The 21425-nt window shown below is 72.1% G+C and carries 15 protein-coding genes and 3 pseudogenes; 8 read left to right on the forward strand and 10 right to left on the reverse strand.

Going from position 1 to position 21425, the window contains the following annotated elements:
* Positions 1-159: 159 nt before the first annotated feature.
* Entirely contained in the window at positions 160-1344 is a 1185-nt protein-coding gene (locus ACP4J3_RS03780; protein ID WP_426530328.1) for a sialidase family protein, read from the forward strand.
* Between the two features lie 524 nt (positions 1345-1868).
* On the opposite strand, the pseudogene ACP4J3_RS03785 reads toward ACP4J3_RS03780, so the two are convergent.
* A pseudogene (locus ACP4J3_RS03785) lies at positions 1869-2177 on the reverse strand (YbhB/YbcL family Raf kinase inhibitor-like protein); the annotation flags it as partial.
* Between ACP4J3_RS03785 and ACP4J3_RS03790 the strand changes: the two are divergent.
* Positions 2178-2603: pseudogene (locus tag ACP4J3_RS03790) on the forward strand (hypothetical protein); the annotation flags it as partial.
* 78 nt (positions 2604-2681) lie between these two features.
* Here ACP4J3_RS03790 and ACP4J3_RS03795 read toward each other — a convergent pair.
* The 4 genes and pseudogenes from ACP4J3_RS03795 to ACP4J3_RS03810 all read right to left on the reverse strand — a co-directional run bounded on the left by ACP4J3_RS03795 (position 2682) and on the right by ACP4J3_RS03810 (position 9373).
* A complete protein-coding gene (locus ACP4J3_RS03795; protein ID WP_426530330.1) occupies positions 2682-3827 on the reverse strand; it encodes a glycoside hydrolase family 88 protein in 1146 nt (381 codons plus the stop codon).
* Between the two features lie 153 nt (positions 3828-3980).
* Positions 3981-5873, reverse strand: a pseudogene (locus tag ACP4J3_RS03800) (glycoside hydrolase family 97 catalytic domain-containing protein).
* Between the two features lie 37 nt (positions 5874-5910).
* Entirely contained in the window at positions 5911-8235 is a 2325-nt protein-coding gene (locus tag ACP4J3_RS03805; RefSeq protein ID WP_426530332.1) for a glycosyl hydrolase family 95 catalytic domain-containing protein, read from the reverse strand.
* Positions 8236-8371: 136 nt separating this feature from the next.
* On the reverse strand, positions 8372-9373 hold the full coding sequence (locus ACP4J3_RS03810) for an Lrp/AsnC family transcriptional regulator (RefSeq protein ID WP_426530334.1): 1002 nt from the start codon (positions 9371-9373) through the stop codon (positions 8372-8374).
* Between the two features lie 119 nt (positions 9374-9492).
* Between ACP4J3_RS03810 and ACP4J3_RS03815 the strand changes: the two genes are divergently transcribed.
* The 4 genes from ACP4J3_RS03815 (at position 9493) to ACP4J3_RS03830 (ending at position 14795) form a co-directional block, all read left to right on the forward strand.
* Positions 9493-10788 (forward strand): Nramp family divalent metal transporter, encoded by a 1296-nt coding sequence (locus ACP4J3_RS03815; RefSeq protein WP_426530336.1) that lies wholly within the window; start codon positions 9493-9495, stop codon positions 10786-10788.
* Positions 10785-12230, forward strand: coding sequence for an amidase (locus tag ACP4J3_RS03820; RefSeq protein ID WP_426530338.1), 1446 nt, complete (start codon positions 10785-10787; stop codon positions 12228-12230). Before ACP4J3_RS03815 ends, ACP4J3_RS03820 begins: the two co-directional genes overlap by 4 nt.
* Positions 12227-13468 (forward strand): NAD(P)/FAD-dependent oxidoreductase, encoded by a 1242-nt coding sequence (locus ACP4J3_RS03825; RefSeq protein WP_426530340.1) that lies wholly within the window; start codon positions 12227-12229, stop codon positions 13466-13468. The genes ACP4J3_RS03820 and ACP4J3_RS03825 overlap by 4 nt, the downstream gene beginning before the upstream one ends.
* 364 nt (positions 13469-13832) lie before the next feature.
* On the forward strand, positions 13833-14795 hold the full coding sequence (locus tag ACP4J3_RS03830; protein ID WP_426530342.1) for a LysR family transcriptional regulator: 963 nt from the start codon (positions 13833-13835) through the stop codon (positions 14793-14795).
* On the opposite strand, the gene ACP4J3_RS03835 is transcribed toward ACP4J3_RS03830, so the two are convergent.
* From ACP4J3_RS03835 to ACP4J3_RS03855, 5 genes are all read right to left on the reverse strand, one after another.
* Complete coding sequence (locus ACP4J3_RS03835) at positions 14767-14988, reverse strand: hypothetical protein (protein WP_426530344.1); 222 nt, start codon at positions 14986-14988, stop codon at positions 14767-14769. The genes ACP4J3_RS03830 and ACP4J3_RS03835 overlap by 29 nt on opposite strands.
* 97 nt (positions 14989-15085) lie before the next feature.
* Positions 15086-15358 (reverse strand): hypothetical protein, encoded by a 273-nt coding sequence (locus ACP4J3_RS03840; RefSeq protein WP_426530345.1) that lies wholly within the window; start codon positions 15356-15358, stop codon positions 15086-15088.
* Between the two features lie 92 nt (positions 15359-15450).
* On the reverse strand, positions 15451-15627 hold the full coding sequence (locus tag ACP4J3_RS03845; RefSeq protein ID WP_194048553.1) for a hypothetical protein: 177 nt from the start codon (positions 15625-15627) through the stop codon (positions 15451-15453).
* Positions 15628-15650: 23 nt separating this feature from the next.
* Positions 15651-16685, reverse strand: a complete 1035-nt coding sequence (locus ACP4J3_RS03850) for a sugar ABC transporter substrate-binding protein (protein WP_426530379.1) — start codon at positions 16683-16685, stop codon at positions 15651-15653.
* 69 nt (positions 16686-16754) lie between these two features.
* Positions 16755-19268 (reverse strand): SpoIIE family protein phosphatase, encoded by a 2514-nt coding sequence (locus ACP4J3_RS03855; protein ID WP_426530348.1) that lies wholly within the window; start codon positions 19266-19268, stop codon positions 16755-16757.
* A 246-nt stretch (positions 19269-19514) separates the two neighbouring features.
* On the opposite strand from ACP4J3_RS03855, the gene ACP4J3_RS03860 reads away from it, so the two are divergent.
* Both ACP4J3_RS03860 and ACP4J3_RS03865 read left to right on the forward strand, forming a co-directional pair.
* The gene (locus ACP4J3_RS03860; RefSeq protein ID WP_426530350.1) at positions 19515-20603 is read left to right on the forward strand and encodes a substrate-binding domain-containing protein; all 1089 of its coding nucleotides are present in this window, start codon (positions 19515-19517) and stop codon (positions 20601-20603) included.
* Positions 20604-20649: 46 nt separating this feature from the next.
* Positions 20650-21423, forward strand: a complete 774-nt coding sequence (locus tag ACP4J3_RS03865; RefSeq protein ID WP_426530352.1) for an ATP-binding cassette domain-containing protein — start codon at positions 20650-20652, stop codon at positions 21421-21423.
* Positions 21424-21425 lie beyond the last annotated feature (2 nt).

The raw sequence follows: 21425 nt of genomic DNA on the forward strand, positions 1-21425 counted from the left end.
GTCGTTCGGCCACCGGCGCCGCTCACGGCCTTCTTCCCGCTGGTGGTACGGCGGTTCGGGCACCTGAGCAAATAGTTCGGCGAGGAGTGGAACCCGGAGCCGGTCTGCGGTGTACCAGATGTAGCAAGTGGCCGCCGGCCACCGCAGATCGGGGGATCCATGAGAGTTCAGCTACTGAGGGCGCTGCTCGGGGCTGTCGCCGCAGTCCTGCTCCTGACCGCGTGCGTCGCCGAAGCGGCGGGCGGGTCCGCGGGCAACTCCGTGGACCCCGGCCGAACCGCCGTCCACCCACTGCGCATCCCGTCGGCCCCTGGCCTGCCGGGCTGGTCGCACAGTCTCGGCTTCGCTCCGGACGGCTCAGGCTTCGTCCTCCTCGCCGAGTGCACCGACAAGCGCTGCCGTCAGCATGTCGCCGTACTGGACAAGGGCGCGGGGAAATGGCGCCTGACCGAGTCCCCGTTGCCGGATGTCATCGGCGACTTGGGCATCACCGCGGGTCTCCATGTCCTGGGGGCGGGCCGCGCCGTCATCATCGACCAGCACGAGGACTGGACCCGGCCGGGCCCCACCTGGTTCACCCGTGACGGCGGCCGTACCTGGACGCCCGGCACCCAAAAGCCGCAGGGCACGACGGCGACCGTCCCCGAGGGTGCCCTCCTGGTCGGCGAGTGCGTGGAGCTGGACGCGTCCGACCCCGCCAACACCTGCGCGCGCAACCGACTGCTCGTCGTGATGCCGGACACCGGCGAACACCGTGTGCTGAAGCGGCAGCCGCCGCTGAAGGGCGTCCTCGCCCCGAGCGGCGACGTTGCGCGTAACGCGCTTTTCGTGTCCGGCGCGGACCCCGAATCCGGCCTGCCGGCACAGGCAAGGAGCGAGGACCGCGGCCGCACATGGCAGTTGACCGATATGCCGGGCGCCGCGAAGGAGGGATGGGGTTTCCAGGTCGTTGCCGGAAGGGACGGTCTGTACGCGCAGCAGACGGGCCAGCTCCCCGACCACGAAGGGGTGAAGAACGGCCTTCGCGCGCTCCACACCAGCACCGACGGCGGACACACCTGGACCCGCCTGTGGACCTACCGCAGGGGCGTCGAGCCACTCTCCTCGCTCGGCGCCGTCGTCGCGGCCGACGACGGCAGCCTCACGGTGTACGGAGAGCGTGGAGTATGGCGCAGCACCGACCACGCCAGGACGTTCCAGTCGGCCGGCGACTCGCGCGGCGCGGCGGGGACCGTCACCAGCACTCCGATCGGCTGGCTGTGGGCCGACAGCTACGGCAACGGGCACTACCGGATATCCACCGACGGAATCCACTGGCACAAGTTCACGGTGGGCTCCGGCTGAGCACCGTCACCACCAGCTCGACGGTGGTCGACACCGGGGGCGGCGTGCGGCTGCGTACGTTCTGCGACGTCTGCTCAATGCGTATATGCGGCCGGGTTTGGAACAACGACAAGGTCGAGTGGACCTCGCCGTCGCGAGAGTGGTTCGGCGCCACGCTGGTTCAGCTCTACGCGTGGACCATGCGGTTCGAAGCAGTCGTACGTCTGCACAGAACGAGGTCGTGGTCGCCGATGCGAATCAGCCCGTTCCGACCCACCGATGAGCGCCGTTCCACCTACGCCTGCGTCGTCCCACCAAGATCCGGGGACGGCCCTCGACCAGATCGTGATCGAGGGCCACCCCCCCGGGCTCGTATCGGGCGCGGCAACAGGCAGGCGCCCCACCGACTCAGTGCTTGGTCACGACAACGTGCTCGGCGGTCGGCGCAGGGAGTTCGGTCTGCACCGGTTTCCCGATCGGGTACGACCGGTCCTCGTCGCTCAGGTACGTCTCGGTGGTGTCGAGGAGCCGGGACGTGCCGATCGTCAGGCGGGTGTCTCGGCCGTGACGGTCAGCACCGCACGGCCGAGGGTGTGCCCGGCCATGGTGAAGCCGAGGACAGCGGGGGTGGCGTCGGCGGGGACGCCTATGGAGGCGACGTCGAGGGCGTGCACCACGACGAAGTAGCGGTGCGGGCCATGCCCGGCCGGCGGGGCGGCGCCGATGTAGCGGGCCAGGCGGGCGTCGTTGGGCAGTTGGAAGGCGCCTTCGGGCAGACCCGCGCCGGTGTCGTCGCCGGCGCCCTCGGGCAACTCGGTGACCGTGGCGGGGATGTCGGCGACCGCCCAGTGCCACGGCTTGACCGCGACGAGGCGTTTCGGGCGGCGGCCGGGTGGCTGGACGCCTACGCCAACTCTGTGTATCGGTCCGTCAAGAACGCCCGGGACGGCCACCTTCTGGCCGCCCGCCTCGACGCGGCCGACAGCGTGGGTTTCCTGCTGGAGGTGCTGTTCGCCCTGGACCGCCAGCCGCGTCCCTACAACAAGTACCTGGAGTGGGAGCTGGAGCGGTTTCCCCTGCCGGGGTGGGACACGGGCCTGCTGCTGGAGGCGATCGAGGGGATCGCAGGCTCTGGTGACGTGGAACTTCAGCGAACGCTCTTCGCCCGGGTCGAGGCCGTGGCACGCGAGGCCGGGCTCGGGTCCACGCTCGATGCCCGGGGCCCGGACCTGCTGTTGATGCGGCCTCGGGGGCAGAGATCCGTGACCGCGAACCGCTGATGGCCTCGATCGCCCGTGCTCGCCCGGCGGCGGAACAGCTCGATCCGATCGATCGCGGGCCGACCTGCCCCCTGGCGATCAGACCGTGGACAAGTCGATCGCCCGGTCGACTTCCTTCGGCCGGAGCACCCGCAGGATGCCCTCCAGCAGGTAGTAGTCGGCGTAGGGCAGGGAGATCTCGACCCCGTCCTCGCTCGGCCGGTTGCGTGTGCAGCGGGCCACGATCGCCTCCGCGCGGGCGGAGTTCCGTGTCAGGCAGGTCTCGGCCAGCGCGGTGAGCAGCCGCAACGCCACCTCGCGATAGGCCGGCCTGCCGGTCGCCGCGGCCAGGTCGAGCAGGCCGCACGCCGTGATCGCGCCGGCCGACGCGTCCTTGATGTCGTACGGCTGCTGCGGGGCGCCGTAGTCCCACACGGGGACGTGATCCGGGGTCAGCGCCCCCACCGCGAAGTCGGCGAGCCTGCGGGCGGTGGCCAGGAACTCCCGGTTGCCGGTGCGCCGGTACATCGTGGTGAACCCGTACAGGCCCCACGCCTGTCCGCGCGACCAGCAGGACGTGGGGCTGTACCCCTGCACGGTGTTGGGGCCGATCGCGGCGCCGTCGGCCGGATCGAAGTCGTACACGTGCGGGGTCGAGCCGTCGGGGCGCGGGAAGACCCGCTGGGTGGTCCTCGCGTGTTCCACGGCGATGTCCAGGTACTTCCCGTCGCCGGTCGCGCCGCTCGCGAAGGCCAGCAGGTCGAGGTTCATCATCGTGTCGATGATGACCCGGCCGGCGTTGCGCTCCTCGTTCAGCGCGCCCCAGGCTCTGATGAAGCGCCCGCGCGGGTTGTAGCGCTGGATCAGCGAGTCGGCGGCCCGAAGGGCACCGTCCCGCCACTTGGCGTCGCCCGTCAGGCGCCAGGCGGTGACCCAGGACGGGTAGAAGAGGAAGCCGAGGTCGTGCGTGCCGGTGTCGTACCGGCGGGGGGCCAGCTTCTCCGCGGACGCCAGGGCCCAGGTGCGGAAGGCGTCGTCCTCGCTGTGGAGCCACGCCATCCACAGCGTGCCCGGCCAGAAGCCGCCGACCCAGTCGCCGTTCTGCGAGTAGACCCACTTCTCGAACTTCGTGCCGACAGGGAAGGCGGTCACGGTCGGTGCGACCGCGCGGAGCCTGTCGACGGCGTAGTCGGCCACCGCGCGGAAGGTGCGCAGGGTCGGTACCGGTGGCTGGGCGGCGGTCACGTCCGCGGCCTTGGCGGTGCCGAGGAGGCGCCCATCGCCGCGGCACCGGCCGCCGTAGCCATCACGGTTCGCCGGGAAACACTCATGCCGGTTCCTCCAAGCGCACACCCACACCCATGCGAGCATGGATCATGTATATGAACGTGATCGTGTTCAGCGGTGGCACGTGGTGACCCCCGGGCGCCAGCGGCACGCGATGCCGGCGAAGCCGCCGTTGGTGACGACATCCACGGTGAACGTGTCGCCGCCGCGCAGCACCTGACGGTTCCGCACGAGCCCGTCGGTGCCGTCCTCGACCGTCTCGACCAGCCACCTCCCGGGGCCGACGGTCAGCGGTACTTCGGCCGTGCGTGCCGACCCGGCTTACACGCCGCCCAGGAACCAGCGGTCCCCGTCGCGCCGCGCGAGCACGGCTTCCCGGCAGGGTCGGCCGGTGAGCAGCTCGGTGTCGTCCCAGGCCGCCGGTACCTGGTCGAAGTAGGCGCGGGCGAGCGGCCGTCGGTCGTACGACTCGGGGGTGCCCGCGAACATCTGCAGGCCCGACTCGTAGGCGACGGTGAGGCCGACCTCGGCCGCGTCGGAGTTGGGGCGCAGGCCGACGCGCTGGAAGGCGCCGGGGGTGAAGTCCATGGAGCCGATGACGTTGCGGGTGAAGGGCAGGGTGGTCAGGTGGGCGGCGGTGTTGGTGCGCTTCTCCTCTCCCGCGACGCCCTCCAGGGTCATGACGTGGGGCCAGGTGCGCTGGATGCCCTTGGGGACGGTCGAGCCGTGGAAGTCGACCAGGAGGTGGTGGGCGGCGGTCTCCGCGAGGACGGCGTCGTACCACTGGAGCATGGGCTGCGCCTCGGAGTCCATGAAGTCGATCTTGACTCCCTTGACGCCCCAGCGCTCCAGAGTGGGCAGCCACTGGGCCCGCTCCTCGGGCGTGTCGAGGTCGCGCTGGTGGATCCAGACGATGATGCCGACGCCCTTGGAGCGTGCGTAGTCGACGAGTTCGGGCACCCAGCTATTGGTCTGCCAGTCGGGGTCGGTGGTGTCCCACTCGTCGGCCTTGAAGTACCAGCCCGCGTCGACCGCCTCGTACGGCCAGTGCCGTTCGGCGGCGTAGTCGACGTAGGCCTTTTGTGCGGCGAGGCTCTGGCCGGCCTCTCTGCCGCCCGCGAGCCAGGTCCACAGCACGGTGCCGGGCTTGATCCAGGAGGTGTCGGGGACCTTGGAGGCGGGGGCGAGGTCGTCGGTGAAGGTGGAGCGGGTGACGGTGGCGAGGTCGCCGGTGACCATCGCGCGCCAGGGGGTGGCCAGGGGTCCTCCGGCTCGGACGCGGTCGTCGGCGAGCTTGACGCGGTAGGTGCCGGTGCCCTGGTCGTGGGCGAGCCGGGCGCCGGAGTAGTCGCCGGTGAGGTCGGACTCGGCGAGCAGGGTGTAGCCGCCGTCGGTCTCGAACAGCGCCTGCGCCGAGTACTCGCCGGTGGGGGCCGTGGCGGCGGTGTACTGCGCGAACTGGCCCTCGTTGTCGACCCGGTAGCCGCCGAGCCAGGCGCTCGCGTCCGGCGGCAGGTTGAAGGCGGAGGTCTCGCCGAGGACGTCGCCGTACGCTCCGGGCAGGACGTACCGGTAGGCGACGCCGTCGGCGGAGGCGCGGACGACGAGGTCGAGCCGGGCGCCCGCGGGGGTGGCGAAGGAGAGCCGGGTCTCGTTCATGCGGACCCGGCGGTCGAGCCGCTTGCCGGACCTCGCCCGGTAACGCTCGTCGACCTGCCGGTCCTTGCGGTGCAGGAACCGCAGGTCCTTGGAGAGGTCGGTCTGTTCGGTGACGATGCCGACGGGCGACGGCTCGATGACCGTACGGCCGCCTCGGGTCACCGAGAGACTGACGGCGCCGGTCGTGTCGTCCAGGCGTAGGTGCGCTGCCGGTCCGTGCGCCGCGGGGCCGGACACCGTCCAGGCGTCGTCGCCGCGGTCGGCCCGAGCGGGCCCGGTCGTGAGCAGTGTGGCCACCAGCCCGGCGCAGAGCGCGGCGACCGCGGTCCTGAGGGGAACCGCCATGTGAAGCCTCCCTGTGGTGCGTCCGGTCGGACGGTGGTTACGGCAGTCCCCAGGCCGGGCCCGGTTCGCTGACGGCGACGGGCGCGATGACGAGGTCGGGGCGCGGGCCGGAGTGGACGAGGACCTCGCGGCCCTTGGGCAGGTCGATGGCGAGGGTGCCGTCGCCCAGGTCGCGGGTGCGGGCCGGGGTGCCGTCGTCGAGGAGCGCGGTGAGGGTGCCGGTGAGGCCGTGGCGGAGCGTGAGCGGTTCGCCGGCCAGGCTCTTGACGCGGATGAACCGGGTGGTGCCCGCCTTGCGGACGGCGCTGACCAGGAAGGCGCCCTGGGTGCGGAAGTCGTGCAGGGTGACGTCCGCCCATGCGGTGGGAACGGCCGGGAAGACGCGGATGACGCCGCCCCAGCTCTGGCAGAACATGTCGTGCAGGGACTGCGAGGCGGACAGCGGCGTCTCGATGACCGGCCCGGCCTCGGTGTAGTGGGTGTTGGCCTGGCAGGGGTAGCGGGTGGTGGGGTCGAAGAACTTCCGCAGGTAGCCGATCGCGGTGTCGCCGTCGCCGGTCATCGCGTACATCGAGGCGGCCCCGGTGTAGCTGTAACCGCGGTGGGCGCCGGTGAGCGCGTGCCAGTGCTCGACCGACTTCCTGATCAGCTCCCGGCTCTCGGGCTGGTCCCAGTTGACGAGGTAGAGCGGGTACACCATCAGCAGATGCGAGTAGTGGCGGTGGGACTGGGCGTACGGGGTGTCGGCGCCGATCATGAAGCCGTTGCCGTCGACCGGGTACGGCGTGAGCCTGGCCAGTACTTGCTGCCAGCGGGGGATCAACTCGTCGTCGATGCCGAGCAGTTCGGCCGACTCGATGAGGGTCCGACAGCCCCAGCGGATCAGGGCGAGGTCGTAGTTGGTGTCCTGCGGCGGTACGACGGGGTACTCGGGCGACAGCGTGCTCGGCAGGTGGAGCCTGCCGTCGCTGCCCGGGGTGAGGAAGTGCAGGTAGTAGTTGATCGCGCGGCGCAGTACGGGGTGGATCGTGTCGCGCAGCAGGGACTCGTCCATGGAGTGGCGGTAGGACAGCCACGCATTGTGCAGGGCCCAGGTGAGGTCCCCGACCTCGGCACCGGTGCCCGGCCGCCCCACACCGCGGTTGGCGAACATGTCGGAGCTGCGGCCGACTCCGGAGCTGTCGGCGCGGTAGGCGGCGGGCACGTTGGCGATGAGCTGTTCCTGGTTCTGGCGCAGGGTGGTGGCGAGCGCGTCGAGTTCCAGGTGGTTGGAGCCGTGGATGAGCCAGTACTCCAGTTGCACGTTGAGGTTCCACCAGACCGCGGGCCACGGGGTGGGCTCCAGCCACGGCCCGGAGGTGGCCATGACGGGGCCGCCCGCGCGGCTGGCGGAGGCGACCTTGTAGAGCTGGATCCAGTGGAAGCTCTGGAGCCGCTGGTCGGGGAACGAGACGAAGCTCTTCCGGTAGAAGGCGTGCCACCAGCGGGTGTGCCGTCGCCGCAGGCTGCCGTACGACTTCGCGCGCCGCAGGTTGCGCAGTGAGTCGGCCTCGGCGGCGGTGTCGGACGGGAAGCTGTGCCCGACGGAGACGAGCAGGTCGTCGCCGGTGCTGCGGTAAGCGGTGGCGGTCCGGCCGCCGCCGGTGAGGGGTTGGAGGACCTGCTCGGTGCCGTCAGGGGCGGTCCGGGTGGTCCAGGGCGGGTTGGCGGTGTAGCCGGCGGGCGGGGCCTCGCTGATCCTGCGGGGGCTGATGGCCTCCTCGGGGTGGAAGGTCCACACGACCCGCTCGTCGCCGTCGGCTCGGGCGCGGACGGCGAGGACCTCGTCGTGGATGAGCGCGGCGAGGGTGAGTGTGCCGGCGGTGGTGGTGACGGTGCCGGTGAGCTCGGCGTTCCACAGACTCAGCCGCCAGTCGACGGCGGTGATGGTGCCTACCGGGTCGAGGGTGAGGTGTCCGACCGGGAGGCGGCAGGTGCCCCAGCCGCTGCCGAACTCGGGCCGGTGGTCCTGGACTCGGCCGTGCTGGACGGTGAAGCGGATCCGGCCCGCGTCGGGCTCCTGGTAGATCATGCTGCCGAGCAGCCCGTCGCCGAGGAAGGGGCCCTCGTACCAGCGGGTGGGCAGCCGGCTCCACCGCAGGTCCTGTCCGCGCAGGAACGTCGCCCAGGCGCCGTCGGTGGTCATGGTGTCGCGCAGTCGCCAGGGGCGCCCGGTGCCGTCGGCCGCGGCGGGCGGCATCCCCTGCGAGGGCTCCTCCGCGTGGGCGGTCGTGGGCAGGGCCGCGGCTGCCGCGGTGCCGAGCGCGGTGCCGAGTAAGGCTCTGCGGGCCACCTTCGAACGTTGCTCCGGCTGTGAGGTCATCCTTGTCCTCCAGACCTGACGGATCATCGATACATCGGGTGTATCGCGGAACCTAGCAGGCTCCATGGACCTGTCAATGGCCTCAATCGCATCAGAGGCACCAACTCATCGGATCTATTGAGGGGCTGAGGAGGGGTCAGCTCCGCAACCTCGGCGCGAGCATCCCGCCGCGCTTCAGTGAGCCGAGGACCATGGACACGTCCACCGAGACGGCCTCGCGCAGCCACGCCGAGCGCGTGAGGAAGTCGTGCAGCGCCGCCTCGTCCGGGAACGCGGTCAGGGCCAGCAACTGGCGTTCACCGGTGACGAAGCTGGCGTATCGCACGTGCGGGGACTCGGCGAGCGCCGCCGTCACCGTGCCGACGGCCGCGGGCACGGCACGCACCCACAGCACCGCCTCCACCGGCAGCCCGAGCAGCGCCGGTTCGATGACGGCACGGATACGGACGCGGCCGCCGCGGCGCAGGGCGCCGAGCCGACGACGGGCGGTGGCCTCGGAGACGCCGCAGACACGGGCCAGTTCGTCGTAGGTGCACCGCCCGTCCTCGGCGAGGGCGTTCACCAACAGGCGGTCGGCGCGGGAGAGTTCACCGGCTCCGTCGACCGGGGGCAGCAGATCCGCCGATCCGGGGGCGGCGGTCGCGGGTGTGCCGTCGGCGAGCGCCGTGATCTCGGCCTCGGTGAGCAGGCCCGCGTGCCACTCGCGGATCGTCCGTACGTGCCGCAGCACCGGGAGCGTCAGCGTCCGCACGATGCCGGGCAGGCCGGGGAGTTCGTCCATGACGAGGCCCGGGAGCCGGTCGCGGGGGCACTGCATCTCCGCGACGCAGTCCCACGTCCCGGTCAGGACATGGGCGAAGACGCAGTCGGGGCGGCGCGCCAGTGCGGTGGCGACGACGCGGGCCCGGCCCGGTGCGCAGCGCACGGCGAGCACGGTGCTGCGGCCCCGCACCGCCATGGCGCCGATCCGCACGAGTCCGGAGTCCAGCAGCCGGGTGCCCCGGCGCACGACGGTGCGTTCCGGTTCGCCGAGGGCCGTGGCGACGCGGTGCCATGAGGCGCGGCCGTCGATCTGCAGCGCGCTGATGATGCGCCGGTCCAGCGAATCGGCCACGGGGCCGGGGTGCGGTGCGTCCATCGGCCTGAGCGTATGGCCGATTCCGTCGATTTCACAGGGAATGTTGTTCCCTTCCGTCAACCTGCCCGACGCTGCCGGGAAGCCGGACCGCGCTTCCCCTACCTCCGGAGGTGGCCGACGTGACCGCGACATCCCAAAGCCCTCCCCAGGTCCACGCCCACGCCCCCACCACCCGGCGCGGGCGGCTCGCCGTCCTCGGCCCGGGGCTGGTCCTGGCGGCCACGAGCGTGGGCGCGGGCGACATGGTGACGTCGCTGGCGGGCGCCGCCGGGTACGGCATGGCCCTGCTGTGGGCGATCCTCGTCGGGGTCGTCCTCAAGTACGCGCTCACCGAGGCGGTGGGGCGGCTGTATCTGGCGTCGGGCATGACGGTGATCGCGAGCCTGCGTGCGGCGGCCCGCTGGCTGCCGTCTGCCTTCCTGGTGTTCGTCCTGGTCATCGGGTTGCTGTACGGGGCGGCGCTCAGCTCGGTGGCGGCGCTGGCGCTGTCGACGCTGTTCCCCGTGCTGCCGCTGCGGCCGGTGGCGGTGGTGATCGCGCTGGCGTCGGCCGGGATGGTGTACGTGGGCCGGTACGCGCTGTTCGAGCGGGTGATGAGCGTCTTCATGCTGGCCAAGTTCGTCGGCATGGTGGTGCTGGCGGTGGTCACCGTCGTCACGATCGACGACCCGTCCACCCTGGTGTCCTCGCTGCGGCCGCGGCTGCCGGAGGGCGACCTGATCACCGTGCTGGCGCTGATCGGCGGGGTGGGCGGTACCGCCGGGGTGGCGTCGTACAGCTACTGGGTGCGGGAGAAACGCTGGCGGCACCGGAGCTGGCTGCCCGTCATGCGGGCCGACTCGGCGGTGAGCTACGCCGTCACGTTCCTGTTCGTGGTGTGCACCTCGATCGTCGGCACCGGTCTGCTGTACGGCACCGGGCGGACGATCACCGGCAACGACGGGCTGGCCGCGCTGGCGGATCCGCTCGGCGCGGACCTGGGCTCGGTGGCCCGGGTGCTGTTCCTGGGCACCTTCTTCCTGGTGACCCTGAGTGCCCTCGTCGGCGGCTTCAACGCCCTGTGCTACCTCCTGTCCGACTCCCTGCGCACCCTGCGAGGCGTCCCGGATTCCGACGCCGAGCGGCACATGGGCCAGCGCAGCCGCCCGTACCGACTGTTCGTGCTGTACTGCGCTCTCACGTCGGTGGCGGTGACCTTCATGGGCCGGCCGGTCCGTCTGGTCCTCACCTACGCGGCCGTCGGCTCCCTCGTCCTGCCGCTGCTGTCCGGGGCGCTGCTGGTGCTCCTGAACCGGCGTGGCCTGCGGGCGCCGTACCGCAACAAGACCGTTTCGAACGTGCTGCTGTCGAGTTCCTTCGTCCTGTTCGGGGTGCTCGCCGTCGTCCAGCTCAAGGAAACCCTGGGAGGACTGTGAACCCCGCCGACCTGTGCTTCAACACGGCGACCGACCTCGCCGCGGCCCTGCGGCGCCGTGAGGTGTCCGCGCGTGAGGTCGTCAGCGCCCACCTCGACCGGATCGACCAGGTCAATCCGTCGGTGAACGCCATCGTCACCCTCGTCGCCGAACAGGCCCTGGCACAGGCCGCCGACGCGGACGAGCGGCTCGCCTCGGGGGCCGAGGTCGGGCCCCTGCACGGGCTGCCCGTGGCACACAAGGACCTCCACGACACCGCGGGCATCCGCACGACGTACGGCTCCCCCGTCTTCGCCGACCACGTCCCCGGCCGGGACCACCTGGTCGTCGAACGCCTCAGGCGGGCCGGGGCCATCACGCTCGGCAAGACCAACGTGCCCGAACTCGGCATGGGTTCGCACACCGTCAATCCCGTCTTCGGCCCGACCCGCAATCCCTACGACCTCTCGCGCAGCGCGGGCGGCAGCAGCGGTGGCGCGGGGGCCGCGCTGGCCTGCGGGATGCAGCCGATCGCCGACGGCAGCGACACCGGCGGCTCACTGCGCAACCCGGCGTCCTTCAACAACGTGGTCGGGCTGCGGCCGTCCCCCGGCCGGGTGCCGTCGTGGCCCGACAAAGCGCCCTGGGGACAACTGTCGGTCAAGGGCCCCATGGCGCGGACCGTGCGGGACGTCGCCCTGACGCTCTCCGTGCTCGCCGGGCCGGATCCGCGCAGCCCGCTCGCCCTCGACACTGAGGGTTCCGTGTTCGCGGGGCCGCTCGACGGCGACATCCGAGGCCTGCGGGTCGCCTGGTCGCCCGACCTCGGCGGGAGCGTGCCCGTCGACGCGGAGGTCAGGGATGTGGTGCGCGGCGCTGTGGAGGTGTTTGCCGGGCTCGGCTGTGAGGTCGAGGAGGCGTGCCCGGATCTCACCGGCGCCGACGAGGCGTTCCTCGTCCAGCGGGCCTGGCAGATGGAGCTGGCCTACGGGCCGCTGCTGGACGGGCACCGCCACCGCATGGCGCCGGACGTGGTGTGGAACATCGAGGAGGGACGGAAGCTCACCGGCCCGGACCTGGGCCGCGCCCAGCTTCTCCAGGCCGCGCTCTTCCACCGGGTCCGGGAGTTCTTCGGCACGTACGACGTCCTGCTTCTGCCGGTCAGCCAGGTCGCGCCCTTCGACATCCGGCTCCCCTACCCCGCCATTGTGGACGGCACCGCCACGGAGACCTACCTTGACTGGATGCGCTCGGCCTACCTGATCACGATGACCGGCTGCCCGGCCCTGTCGGTCCCGGCCGGATTCACCCCGGGCGGGCTGCCGGTCGGGCTCCAGGTGGTGGGGCCGCACCGGGCGGACGCGGCCGTGCTGAGGGCGGGGCACGCCTTCGAGCGGGCGACGCGGGTGGGGGAACGGCGACCGCCCGTCGCCGTCGTCGAGGGTGCGGGGGGCCGGTCATGAGCCCACGCAGTGTCGTGATCGTGGGTGCCGGCATGGCGGGGCTGGCGACGGCCTGGTTCCTGCAGGAGGCGGGTGTCGAGGTCACCGTGGTCGACCGGCGGGGCGTGGCGGCCGGCGCGTCGTGGGGCAACGCGGGCTGGCTGTCCCCCGCCCTCACGGTGCCGCTGCCCGAACCGGCCACCCTGAAAGTGGGGTTGCGGGGGCTCCTCTCCCCCGCCTCCCCGCTCTACGTCCCACCGCGCCCGGATCCTCGGCTGGCCCGCTTCCTGCTGGCGTTCACCCGGAACTGCACCCACCGGCGGTGGCAGGTCGGCATGGCCGCGCTGTCCGCGCTGAACCGCCGGGCGCTGTCGGCGTACGACGAGCTGGCGCGGGGCGGGGTCACCGAGCCGACCCGCACGGGCGAGGCGTGTCTGATCGCCTTCACCTCCGAGGCCGGGCGCGGCCCCCTCGTGGCGGAGCTGGACGCGGTGCGGGCGGCGGGACAGGACGTCGAGTACGACCTGCTCACCGGAGCCGAGGCGCTCGAGCTGGAGCCGGCGCTGTCGGCGCGGATCGAGGCGGCCGTACGGCTGCACGGTCAGCGGTATCTGAACCCCGGGGCGTTCGTCGCGGCGCTGGCCGACGCGGTGCGCGACCGGGGCGGGAAGATCGTCAGCGGTCTGGAGGTCGTCGGAGTAAGGGACTTGGGCACCGGGGTCGCCGCGCTCACCTCGGACGGCGCGTCCGTGCGGGCCGACGCGGCCGTTCTCGCCTCCGGAGCCTGGCTCGGCCGCCTGGCCCTGCCGTTCGGGGTGCGTACGCCGGTGCAGTCCGGCCGTGGCTACAGCTTCACGGTGTCCGCGGAAGGCCTGCCTACGCGGCCGACGTACCTCGCCGAGCAGCGGGTGGTCTGCACGCCGCTCGGGGACCGGGTGCGGGTGTCGGGGATGATGGAGTTCACCGCGCCCGACCGGCCCAGGGACCCCCGCCGCGTCCAGGCGATCGTCAACGCCGCCCGGGACCTGCTCCCTTCGGCCGACCTCACCCACCGCGCCGACGAATGGGCCGGCCCGCGCCCCTGCACCGCCGACGGTCTGCCCCTGATCGGCCCGACCCGCTCGCCCCGTGTCCATGTGTGCGGCGGGCACGGCATGTGGGGCATCGCACTGGGGCCGCTCAGCGGCAAGCTGCTGGCGGATTCGATCGTCACGGGCCGCGGGGCACCGGAGTTGGCGGCGCTGCATCCACTGAGGTGAGGGGGCCGCGGGTCCGGTCGGATTGTCGGTGGCGGGTGACACGATGGCCGTATGTCGTCTGTACGAGGGGCGGGAGTTGGTCGAGCTGGTCGACTGGCGGGCAGGCATGTCCTGCCGGGCCACCTCGGCGAACATCGGCCTGAGCTTCTGCGCGCCGTCCAGCATCGAGTACTCGGTGTGGTTGTGCAGGTGGACGGAGGAGTCCGGCACGGGAGCGTCACCTCCGGGGATACAACGGGATGTTGACCAGAGTGGGACACCCCGCGCCGATACCCCCATCAAAAGACCAGGTGAACCGCCGAATCAAACAACCGGCACACCAAACCGACTCACAACAAACCGTTGTGTGGATAGGGTGACCGGCGTGGATCTCAACGCCGTACGGACCTTCGTCGCCGTCGCCGGCGCCGGGCAGTTCCAGAAGGCCGCCGTCGACCTGTCACTCACCCAGCAGGCCGTCTCCAAGCGGGTCGCCGCGCTGGAGCGGGAGCTCGGGGTGCGGCTGCTGACGCGCACGCCGCGGGGCGCCGAGCTGACCATCGACGGGCAGGCGTTCCTGGGCCACGCCCGGTCCCTGCTCCAGGCCGAGGAGCGGGCGCGCGCCTCGGTGCGTCCGGGCAGCCGTGCGCTGCGCGTCGACGTGGTGGGCCGGCGGGTGTCACTGGCCGGTGTGCTGCGCGACTTCCACCGCGCCCATCCGGAGATCGCCCTGGACGTCGTGACGCTGCTCGGCGCGGAGGAGGCCGTCGCCGCCGTCCGGGACGGCACCATCGACGCCACGTTCCGCGCCGTCACCATGCCCGGACTGGTGATCCCCGAGGGCGTCGAGATCACCCCGGTCCACGACGAGCCGCTCCACCTGTTCACCGGCCCCGCCCACCCGTTCGCCGGTGCCGCCGCAATCACCCTCGCCGAGCTGGCCGGCCATCGGATCTGGATGCCGGGCAATGTGCCGGGGACCGAGTGGACCGCGTACTACGAGGCGCTGGCCGCCGACTTCGGGCTGACCATCGAGACGACGGGCCCCAACTTCGGGGTCGAGGCCCTCATCGACACGATCGCCGCCTCCTCGACGCTGACGACCTTCCTCGGCCCGCAGACGCCCATCGTCTGGCCGGCCGGCTACGACATGCGGCTCGTCCCGCTGCGCGACCCGGCGCCGGTCTACCCGCACTCGATCCTCTGGCGCGCCGACAACCCGCACCCGGCGCTCACCACCCTCCGCGAATACCTCACCAACTCCGTCCACCACGACCCGCCCGACGGCGAGACCTGGACACCGTCGTGGGCCCGTCGCCCTACGAACGGCGCCTCAGGTCCGCGTTGACCGCCGCGACGACACGGTCCCGTTCGGCGGAGGTGAACAGGCCCTCGGACAGCCAGGTCCCGGCAAGCGCGCGGACCGCCCCCGTGAAGATGCCCGACGACACGAAGGACGCCTGCTCCCAGAGGACGTCGAGGAAGGTCCGACCGTCGCCGCGAGCGCGGTTCGGTACGCCGGAGCCGCTGATGCCGAACACGACGACGGGTTCGGCACGTCTGAAGTAGGCGTGGTAGCGGGTGTCGTCCGCGACGTGGAACGGGCCCGCTGGCCGCGCCGTCGGGCGGACGGGCGGGCTAGGCGCCGAACGCCCCGAGGAGGGCGGCGATGCCGAGCAGGCCGGCGATGCCGAGTGTCATGCCGAGCGCGGCGGGCCACATACGGCCGATGCCCTGACGGGCGTAGTGCATGCCCGCCGCGCCGAAGGTGACGGCCAGGCCGCCGGCGATCAGGGCGAACGGGGAGATGAAGAACGAGGTCAGGGTGGCGATGACGCCGAAGACGAGAGCGGTGGGTCCCAAGGCGACGGCAGGTGAGTCCTGCTGGGCCGCGACGAGCGGTTCACGCATATCCGGTTCCCTCATTTCTGAACGTGTTCAAATTATGCGTGCCCGCTCGCGGGAGGTCCAGCCGGATCCCCTGGTCGATCGTGTGCCGTCGATCACCGGTTCCTGAGGTCGTCCACCCGCTCTCCCTCGGCCTGGGACGGCTCGGTCCTGGGGACGTCCGGGTGCTGCTCCGCGGCCGTGCGCTCGGCGGGCTCGTCGCGTTCGCCCTCCGCCTGGGAGGGGGTGTGCGAGTACAGCCAGCGGTCGTACTCCGAGGCTCCGGTCTTCATGGCTGACCTCCCTGGTTCCTTCCTCATCCGGTGAGCCCTATCCGGTCGCAGGCCCGCCGGAGTTTCGGTGTGCAGATCTGCTCGACGGTGTAGACGCCGTCGCGGACGACGGTCTTGCCGATGTCGGCGGCCGTCACCGCGTTCGGCGTGAGCAGGACGGACGGGATGTCCTTGGTGGTGGGGCTGTCGATCGTCGTCGTCGCGACGTCCTCGGCGTCCTCGCCGCGGCCCAGGGCGACGGCCATCGCGGCGGCCGCCGCGGCTTGCTTGTCGAACGGCTTGTACACCGTCATGACCTGCTCGCCCTCGACGATGCGCCGCAGGGCCTCCAGGTCGGCGTCCTGGCCGGTGACCGGGGGCGGGTCCTCGACGCCGGCCTTCTTGAAGGCGGAGATGACGCCGGCGGCGATGGCGTCGTTGGCCGCCAGGACGCCGTCGATGCGGTCCGGGCCGAGGGCGGCGATGGCCGCGGACATGTTGGCGTGCGCGTTGTGCGCGGTCCAGCCCAGGGTCTCGTACGACCTGGCGATCTTCACCTTGCCCTCGAGGACCGACAGCGCTCCCCTGCGGAACCAGGCCGCGTTGGGGCTGGTCGGATCGCCGTTCATCATGACGACGGTCCGGCCGCTCGACCCCGTGCCCATCGCCTTCAGCAGGGCCTCGCCCTGGAGCCTGCCGACCTCCCCGCCGTCGAAGCTGACGAACCCGGAGATCGGGCCTTCGGCGAGCCGGTCGTAGGCGACCACCGGGACGCCCGCCCGGCGCGCCTCCTGGATCGAGGAGCGCAGCGCCCGGGTGTCGGCGGCGTCGAGGATCAGCACGCCGACACCTTTGGTGATCATGGTGCTGATCTGGTGCCGCTGCCGTGCCGCGTCGTTCTCCGCGTTGGCGTACTCCATGGTGCAGTCGGAGCACAGGCGCTTCAGGCCCTTCTCGATCAGCGGCTTGTCGGAGTGCTCCCAGCGGGGAAGCGCTCGGCTCGGCAGCAGCAGGCCGACGCTGAAGCCGCCCTCGTCCGCGCCGCCGTCCCCGCCGCAGGCGGCCGACGACAACGCCATGAGCCCCGCGACGAGCGCCGCGACGACCGGCGGGGTACGGGTCCTCGGCACAGCTCCCCTCGCTTCCCTTCAGAGACCGGCGTCCGCCATGGCGGGCTCGCCGCGCGGCACCGCGATCTCGCTCCACACCTGCTTGCCACCGGCCACCGGCACCGTGCCGAAGGCGTCGGACACGGCCTCGACCAGCAGCAGGCCCCGGCCGCCGGTCGACTCCCAGTCCACGATCACCGGCTTGGCCGGCGCACGCGGCGAAGAGTCGCCGACGCTGACCCGGACCCGGTCGCCGCGCAGCACCAGGTCGAGGCGGACCGAGCCCTGGGTGTGCACCAGGGCGTTGGTGACCAGTTCGGACACGACCAGGAGCACCGCGTCGGCGGCCTCCTGGACGTTCCACCGGCGCAGGGTGCGCGCGGTGAAGCGGCGGGCGTGCATGACCGCGTCGGGCAGCCGCCACACCACCCAGCCCGCGCGGATCGGCTTGGTCTTCATGCCGTCGTAGCGCAGCAGCAACAGCGCCACGTCGTCCTCGCGCCGGCCGATGTCGCCGAGCAGCGCGTCGGCCATGCGCGCCGGGTCCTCCGGATCGGCCGCGGCGAGCGCGGTGCGGGTGCGCTCCATGCCCGCGTCCAGGGGCAGGTCGGCGGCCTCGACCAGGCCGTCGGTGACCAGGGCGAGCACCGTGCCGGGGGTCAGCGCGACCGCGGTCAGGGGGAAGTCCGCCTCCTCGACGATGCCCAGCGGGGGCCCGCCCTCGACCTCCACCTCCTCGGTGCGGCCGTCGGGGTGGCGCAGCAGCGGCGCCAGGTGTCCCGCCCGGACGAGGAGGGTGTTGCCCTCCTCCATGTCCAGTTCGACATAGCAGCAGGTGGCGAAGAGGTCGGTCTCCATGCCGACGAGGAGGCGGTTGGCGTGTGAGACGACCACGTCGGGCGGGTGGCCCTCCACCGCGTACGCCCGGACCGCCGTACGCATCTGGCCCATGATCGTCGCGGCCGCCGCGCTGTGCCCCTGCACATCGCCGATGACCAGCGCGACCCGGTCCTCGGACAGGGCGATGACGTCGTACCAGTCGCCGCCCACCTGGAGCCCGCGGCGGGCGGGCAGATAGCGGGCGACGGCCGTGCCGCCGGGCAGTTCGGGCAGCCGCCGGGGCAGCAGGCTGCGCTGGAGCATGGTCGCCAGTTCCTGCTCGGCGTCATGCGCGTGCGCCCGTTTGAGGGCCTGTCCGACGAGGGCCGCGGTGGCGGTCAGCAGGGACCGCTCCTCGGGGATGAACTCGTGCGGCTGGTCCCAGCCGACCAGGCACACACCGGCGACGCTGCCCTTGGCCGGCAGCGGCAGGACGGCCAGCCCGCCGGGTCCGACGCCGGCGAGTCCCGGTTCGAGCGGTGTGCCCGCGGGCCACAGATCCATCCGGCCGTCCCGCAGCGCGAGCTGAAGGGTGGGCAGGGCGCTGACCGGGGCGTCGGGCCACTCCGAGCGCCACTGGGCGCGCCAGAGCTGCGGCCAGGCGTCCGGGTCCGGCGGGTCGAGCAGGGTGACCATGAGCCGTTCGTCGCGGATGTCGGCGAGTGCGACCCGGTCGGCGCCCAGGGGCTCGCGCAGGGCGGTGACCGCGACCCGTCCCACGTCACCGACGGTCGCGGCGTCGTCGAGCGCGGCGGTCAGCCACTGGATCCTGGAGACGTCGTCGGCGCTGCGGCTCCTGACCTGGGTCGCCGTCACCACGCCCAGCACCCGCTCCGGCTCGCCGTCGGCGCTCACGGGCACCCGGCAGCTCAGGCTCAGCCAGCGGACCTCGCCGGTGGGGCGGCGGACCCGGAACTCCAGCTCCCGCCGGCCGAGCGCGTGCAGGGACGGCTCCATGACCGACATCAGCGCGGGCAGGTCCTCGGGCAGGGCGTGCGCGAGCAGGGTGTCCACCTTGCCGTCGAAGTCGTCCGGTGTGATCCCGACGAGTTCGAGGAGCGCCTCGTCCGCCTCGATCAGGCCGGTGTCGGGCACCAGGACGAACGAGCCGACGCCGATCCGGCGCAGCGCCCGGCTCAGCACGGACGCCCCGGGCTCCGGCGGGCCCGCCTGCGCGCACAGCACGTTGGTGACGGCGTCGGCGTACCGCTCCAGGAACCGCTGCTGCCCGGCGTCGAAGCCGTCCGCGGAGATTCCCACGACGACGAGGCAGGCCGGCCGGGTTCCCTCGGCCCCCAGGGGCAGCGCGCCGAGCGAGGCGCTCCTCGCGCGCGGCGGGGTGGGCGCGCCCTCGGGATAGGAGGCGAGGGCAGCGGCGTTCAGCCACAGCGGCCGGCCGGTGCGGGCGGCGTGTGCCGCGGCCGAGCCGCCGGACGGGGACAGCCGCTGCGGCAGCCGGTACTCGGGGCTGTCGCCGACCGTCTCCAGGAGCTGGAAGCCGTCGTCCCCGACGGCGCGCGCGTAGAGCGCCGTCAGCGCGGCGCCGGCGAACGTCAGGGCACGCCCGCTCGCGGCGGCATGCGGCCCCGTAGGCGGTGAACCGGTGTCTGCGGTGCCGGCCTCGCAAGCCCCCGGCGCCGAGACTCCGGTCCGGGCAGGGCCGTCATGAGGCATGTCCGCAACCTTCCTCCCGTCCATGCCGGAGGTGCCGAAACAGTTTCGGGCACCCCGCTCCCCTCACTTCCGGGTGCCCGAACACCAGAATCGCATATAAGGATGAGACGGACATATCTGCCCGCTTGCCGGGCCTGTGCAGCGCATCGGCTGCACTCGCAGAACCCCGCCCCCGGTGTCACACTGATCACGTGGTCGGCATGTGAGAAGCCAGGTGTCGCGATGCTCGCCAGAGGGATCTCTCGTATGAAGGCCTCCATACGGCACGCGGCCCTCCCCGTGATCGCGGCCTCCACGGCCGTCGGCCTCGCGGCCTGCGGGACGGACGGCGGGAACGCCACCGGCACGGAGAGCGGGCCGCAGATCGGTGTGCTGCTGCCGGACGCCACCACCGCCCGCTGGGAGACCCAGGACAGGCCGCTGCTGGAGCGGGAGATCCGGCGACTGTGCCCCGCGTGCTCCATCAAGTACGGCAATGCCGAGGGCGATGTGGCGATGCAACAGCGGCAGGTGAGCTCGATGATCGCCAGGGGGGTCGACGCACTGATCCTCGTGGCGGTGGACTCCCGGTCGCTCGCCGCCTCGGTCCGCAAGGCGGAGGCGGCCGGTGTGCCGGTCATCGCCTACGACCGGCTGGCCGAGGGCCCGATCTCGGGTTACGTCTCCTTCGACGGCCAGGAGGTCGGCCGGCTCCAGGGCCGGGCCCTGCTGCGGGCCATGGGCGACAAGGTGCCCGGCGCCCAGATCGTCATGATGAACGGCGATCCCAGCGACCCCAACGCGGTGTCCTTCAAGGAGGGCGCGCTGTCGGTGCTGACGGGGAGGGTGAAGATCGGCAAGGAGTACGACACGCTCCAGTGGCGGGCCGAGACCGCCAACCTGAACATGTCCGGTGCCCTCTCCGCGCTCGGCGCCGGCAACATCGACGGGGTCTACGCCGCCAACGACGGCCTCGCCGCCGGCAGCATCACCGCTCTCAAGGCGAACAAGGTGACGCCGCTGCCCCCGGTCACCGGACAGGACGCCGAGCTCGCCGCCGTGCGGCGCGTCGTCGGCGGTGAGCAGTACATGACCGTCTACAAGCCCTTCGTACCGGAGGCGTCCGCCGGCGCCGCCATGGCCGTGACCGCGGCCCGCGGCGAGAGCCTCGACCGGGTGGCGAGACAACAGGTGCGCACCAGCGACGGGGAGACGGTTCCGGCCGTCATGCTCACCCCGGTGTCCGTGACCGTCGACAACATCAAGGACACCTTGGTGAAGGACGGCGTGTACACGATCCGGCAGATCTGCACTCCCGGCCTCGGGGCCGCCTGTGCCAAGGCCGGTCTGACCTGACCTCCGGCTCGGCCCCTGCCGGGCCACGGGAAGGAGATGGTTCCGCGTGTCCGCCGCCCCCTTGCTGGCCCTGAACGGCGTGTGCAAGCGCTACGGCGCCGTCGAGGTGCTCATCGACATCGAGCTGGAGATCCGGGCCGGCCAGGTGGTGGCGCTGCTCGGCGACAACGGCGCCGGCAAGTCCACCCTGGTCAAGGTGATCTCCGGCGTCGCCCCCGCGGAAAAGGGCGACATCAGGTGGGAGGGCCGGCCCGTCCACATCAGGCGCCCCAACGACGCCCGGGACCTCGGTATCGCCACCGTCTACCAGGACCTCGCGCTGTGCGGAAACCTCGACGTCGTCGGCAATCTGTTCCTCGGACGCGAGATCCGCAGGTTCGGCTTCCTCGACGAGATGGAGATGGAGCGCCGCACCCGCGAGCTGCTGGAGCGCCTGACCCGGGGCGTCCCCGAGCTGCGCGCCCCCGTGGTGTCGCTGTCCAGCGGTCAGCGGCAGACGGTCGCCATCGCCCGCTCGCTGCTGGGCGACCCACGGGTGCTGCTGCTCGACGAACCGACCGCGGCACTGGGGCTGCAGCAGACCACCGAGGTCCTGGACCTGGTCGACGAGCTGCGCGACCGCGGCCTCGGCGTGCTGCTGATCAGCCACAACATGGGCGACGTCAAGGCCCTCGCGGACCGCGCCGTCGTACTGCGGCTCGGCCGCAACAACGGCTTCTTCGACGTGAACACCGCCTCGCAGGAACAGATCATCAACTCCATCACCGGGGCGACGGAGAACGCGCCCCGCCGACCCGCCCAGCCGGAGGCAGCGTGGTGAAA

This window comes from Streptomyces sp. UG1, assembly GCF_049974585.1.
Classification (GTDB): Bacteria; Actinomycetota; Actinomycetes; order Streptomycetales; family Streptomycetaceae; genus Streptomyces.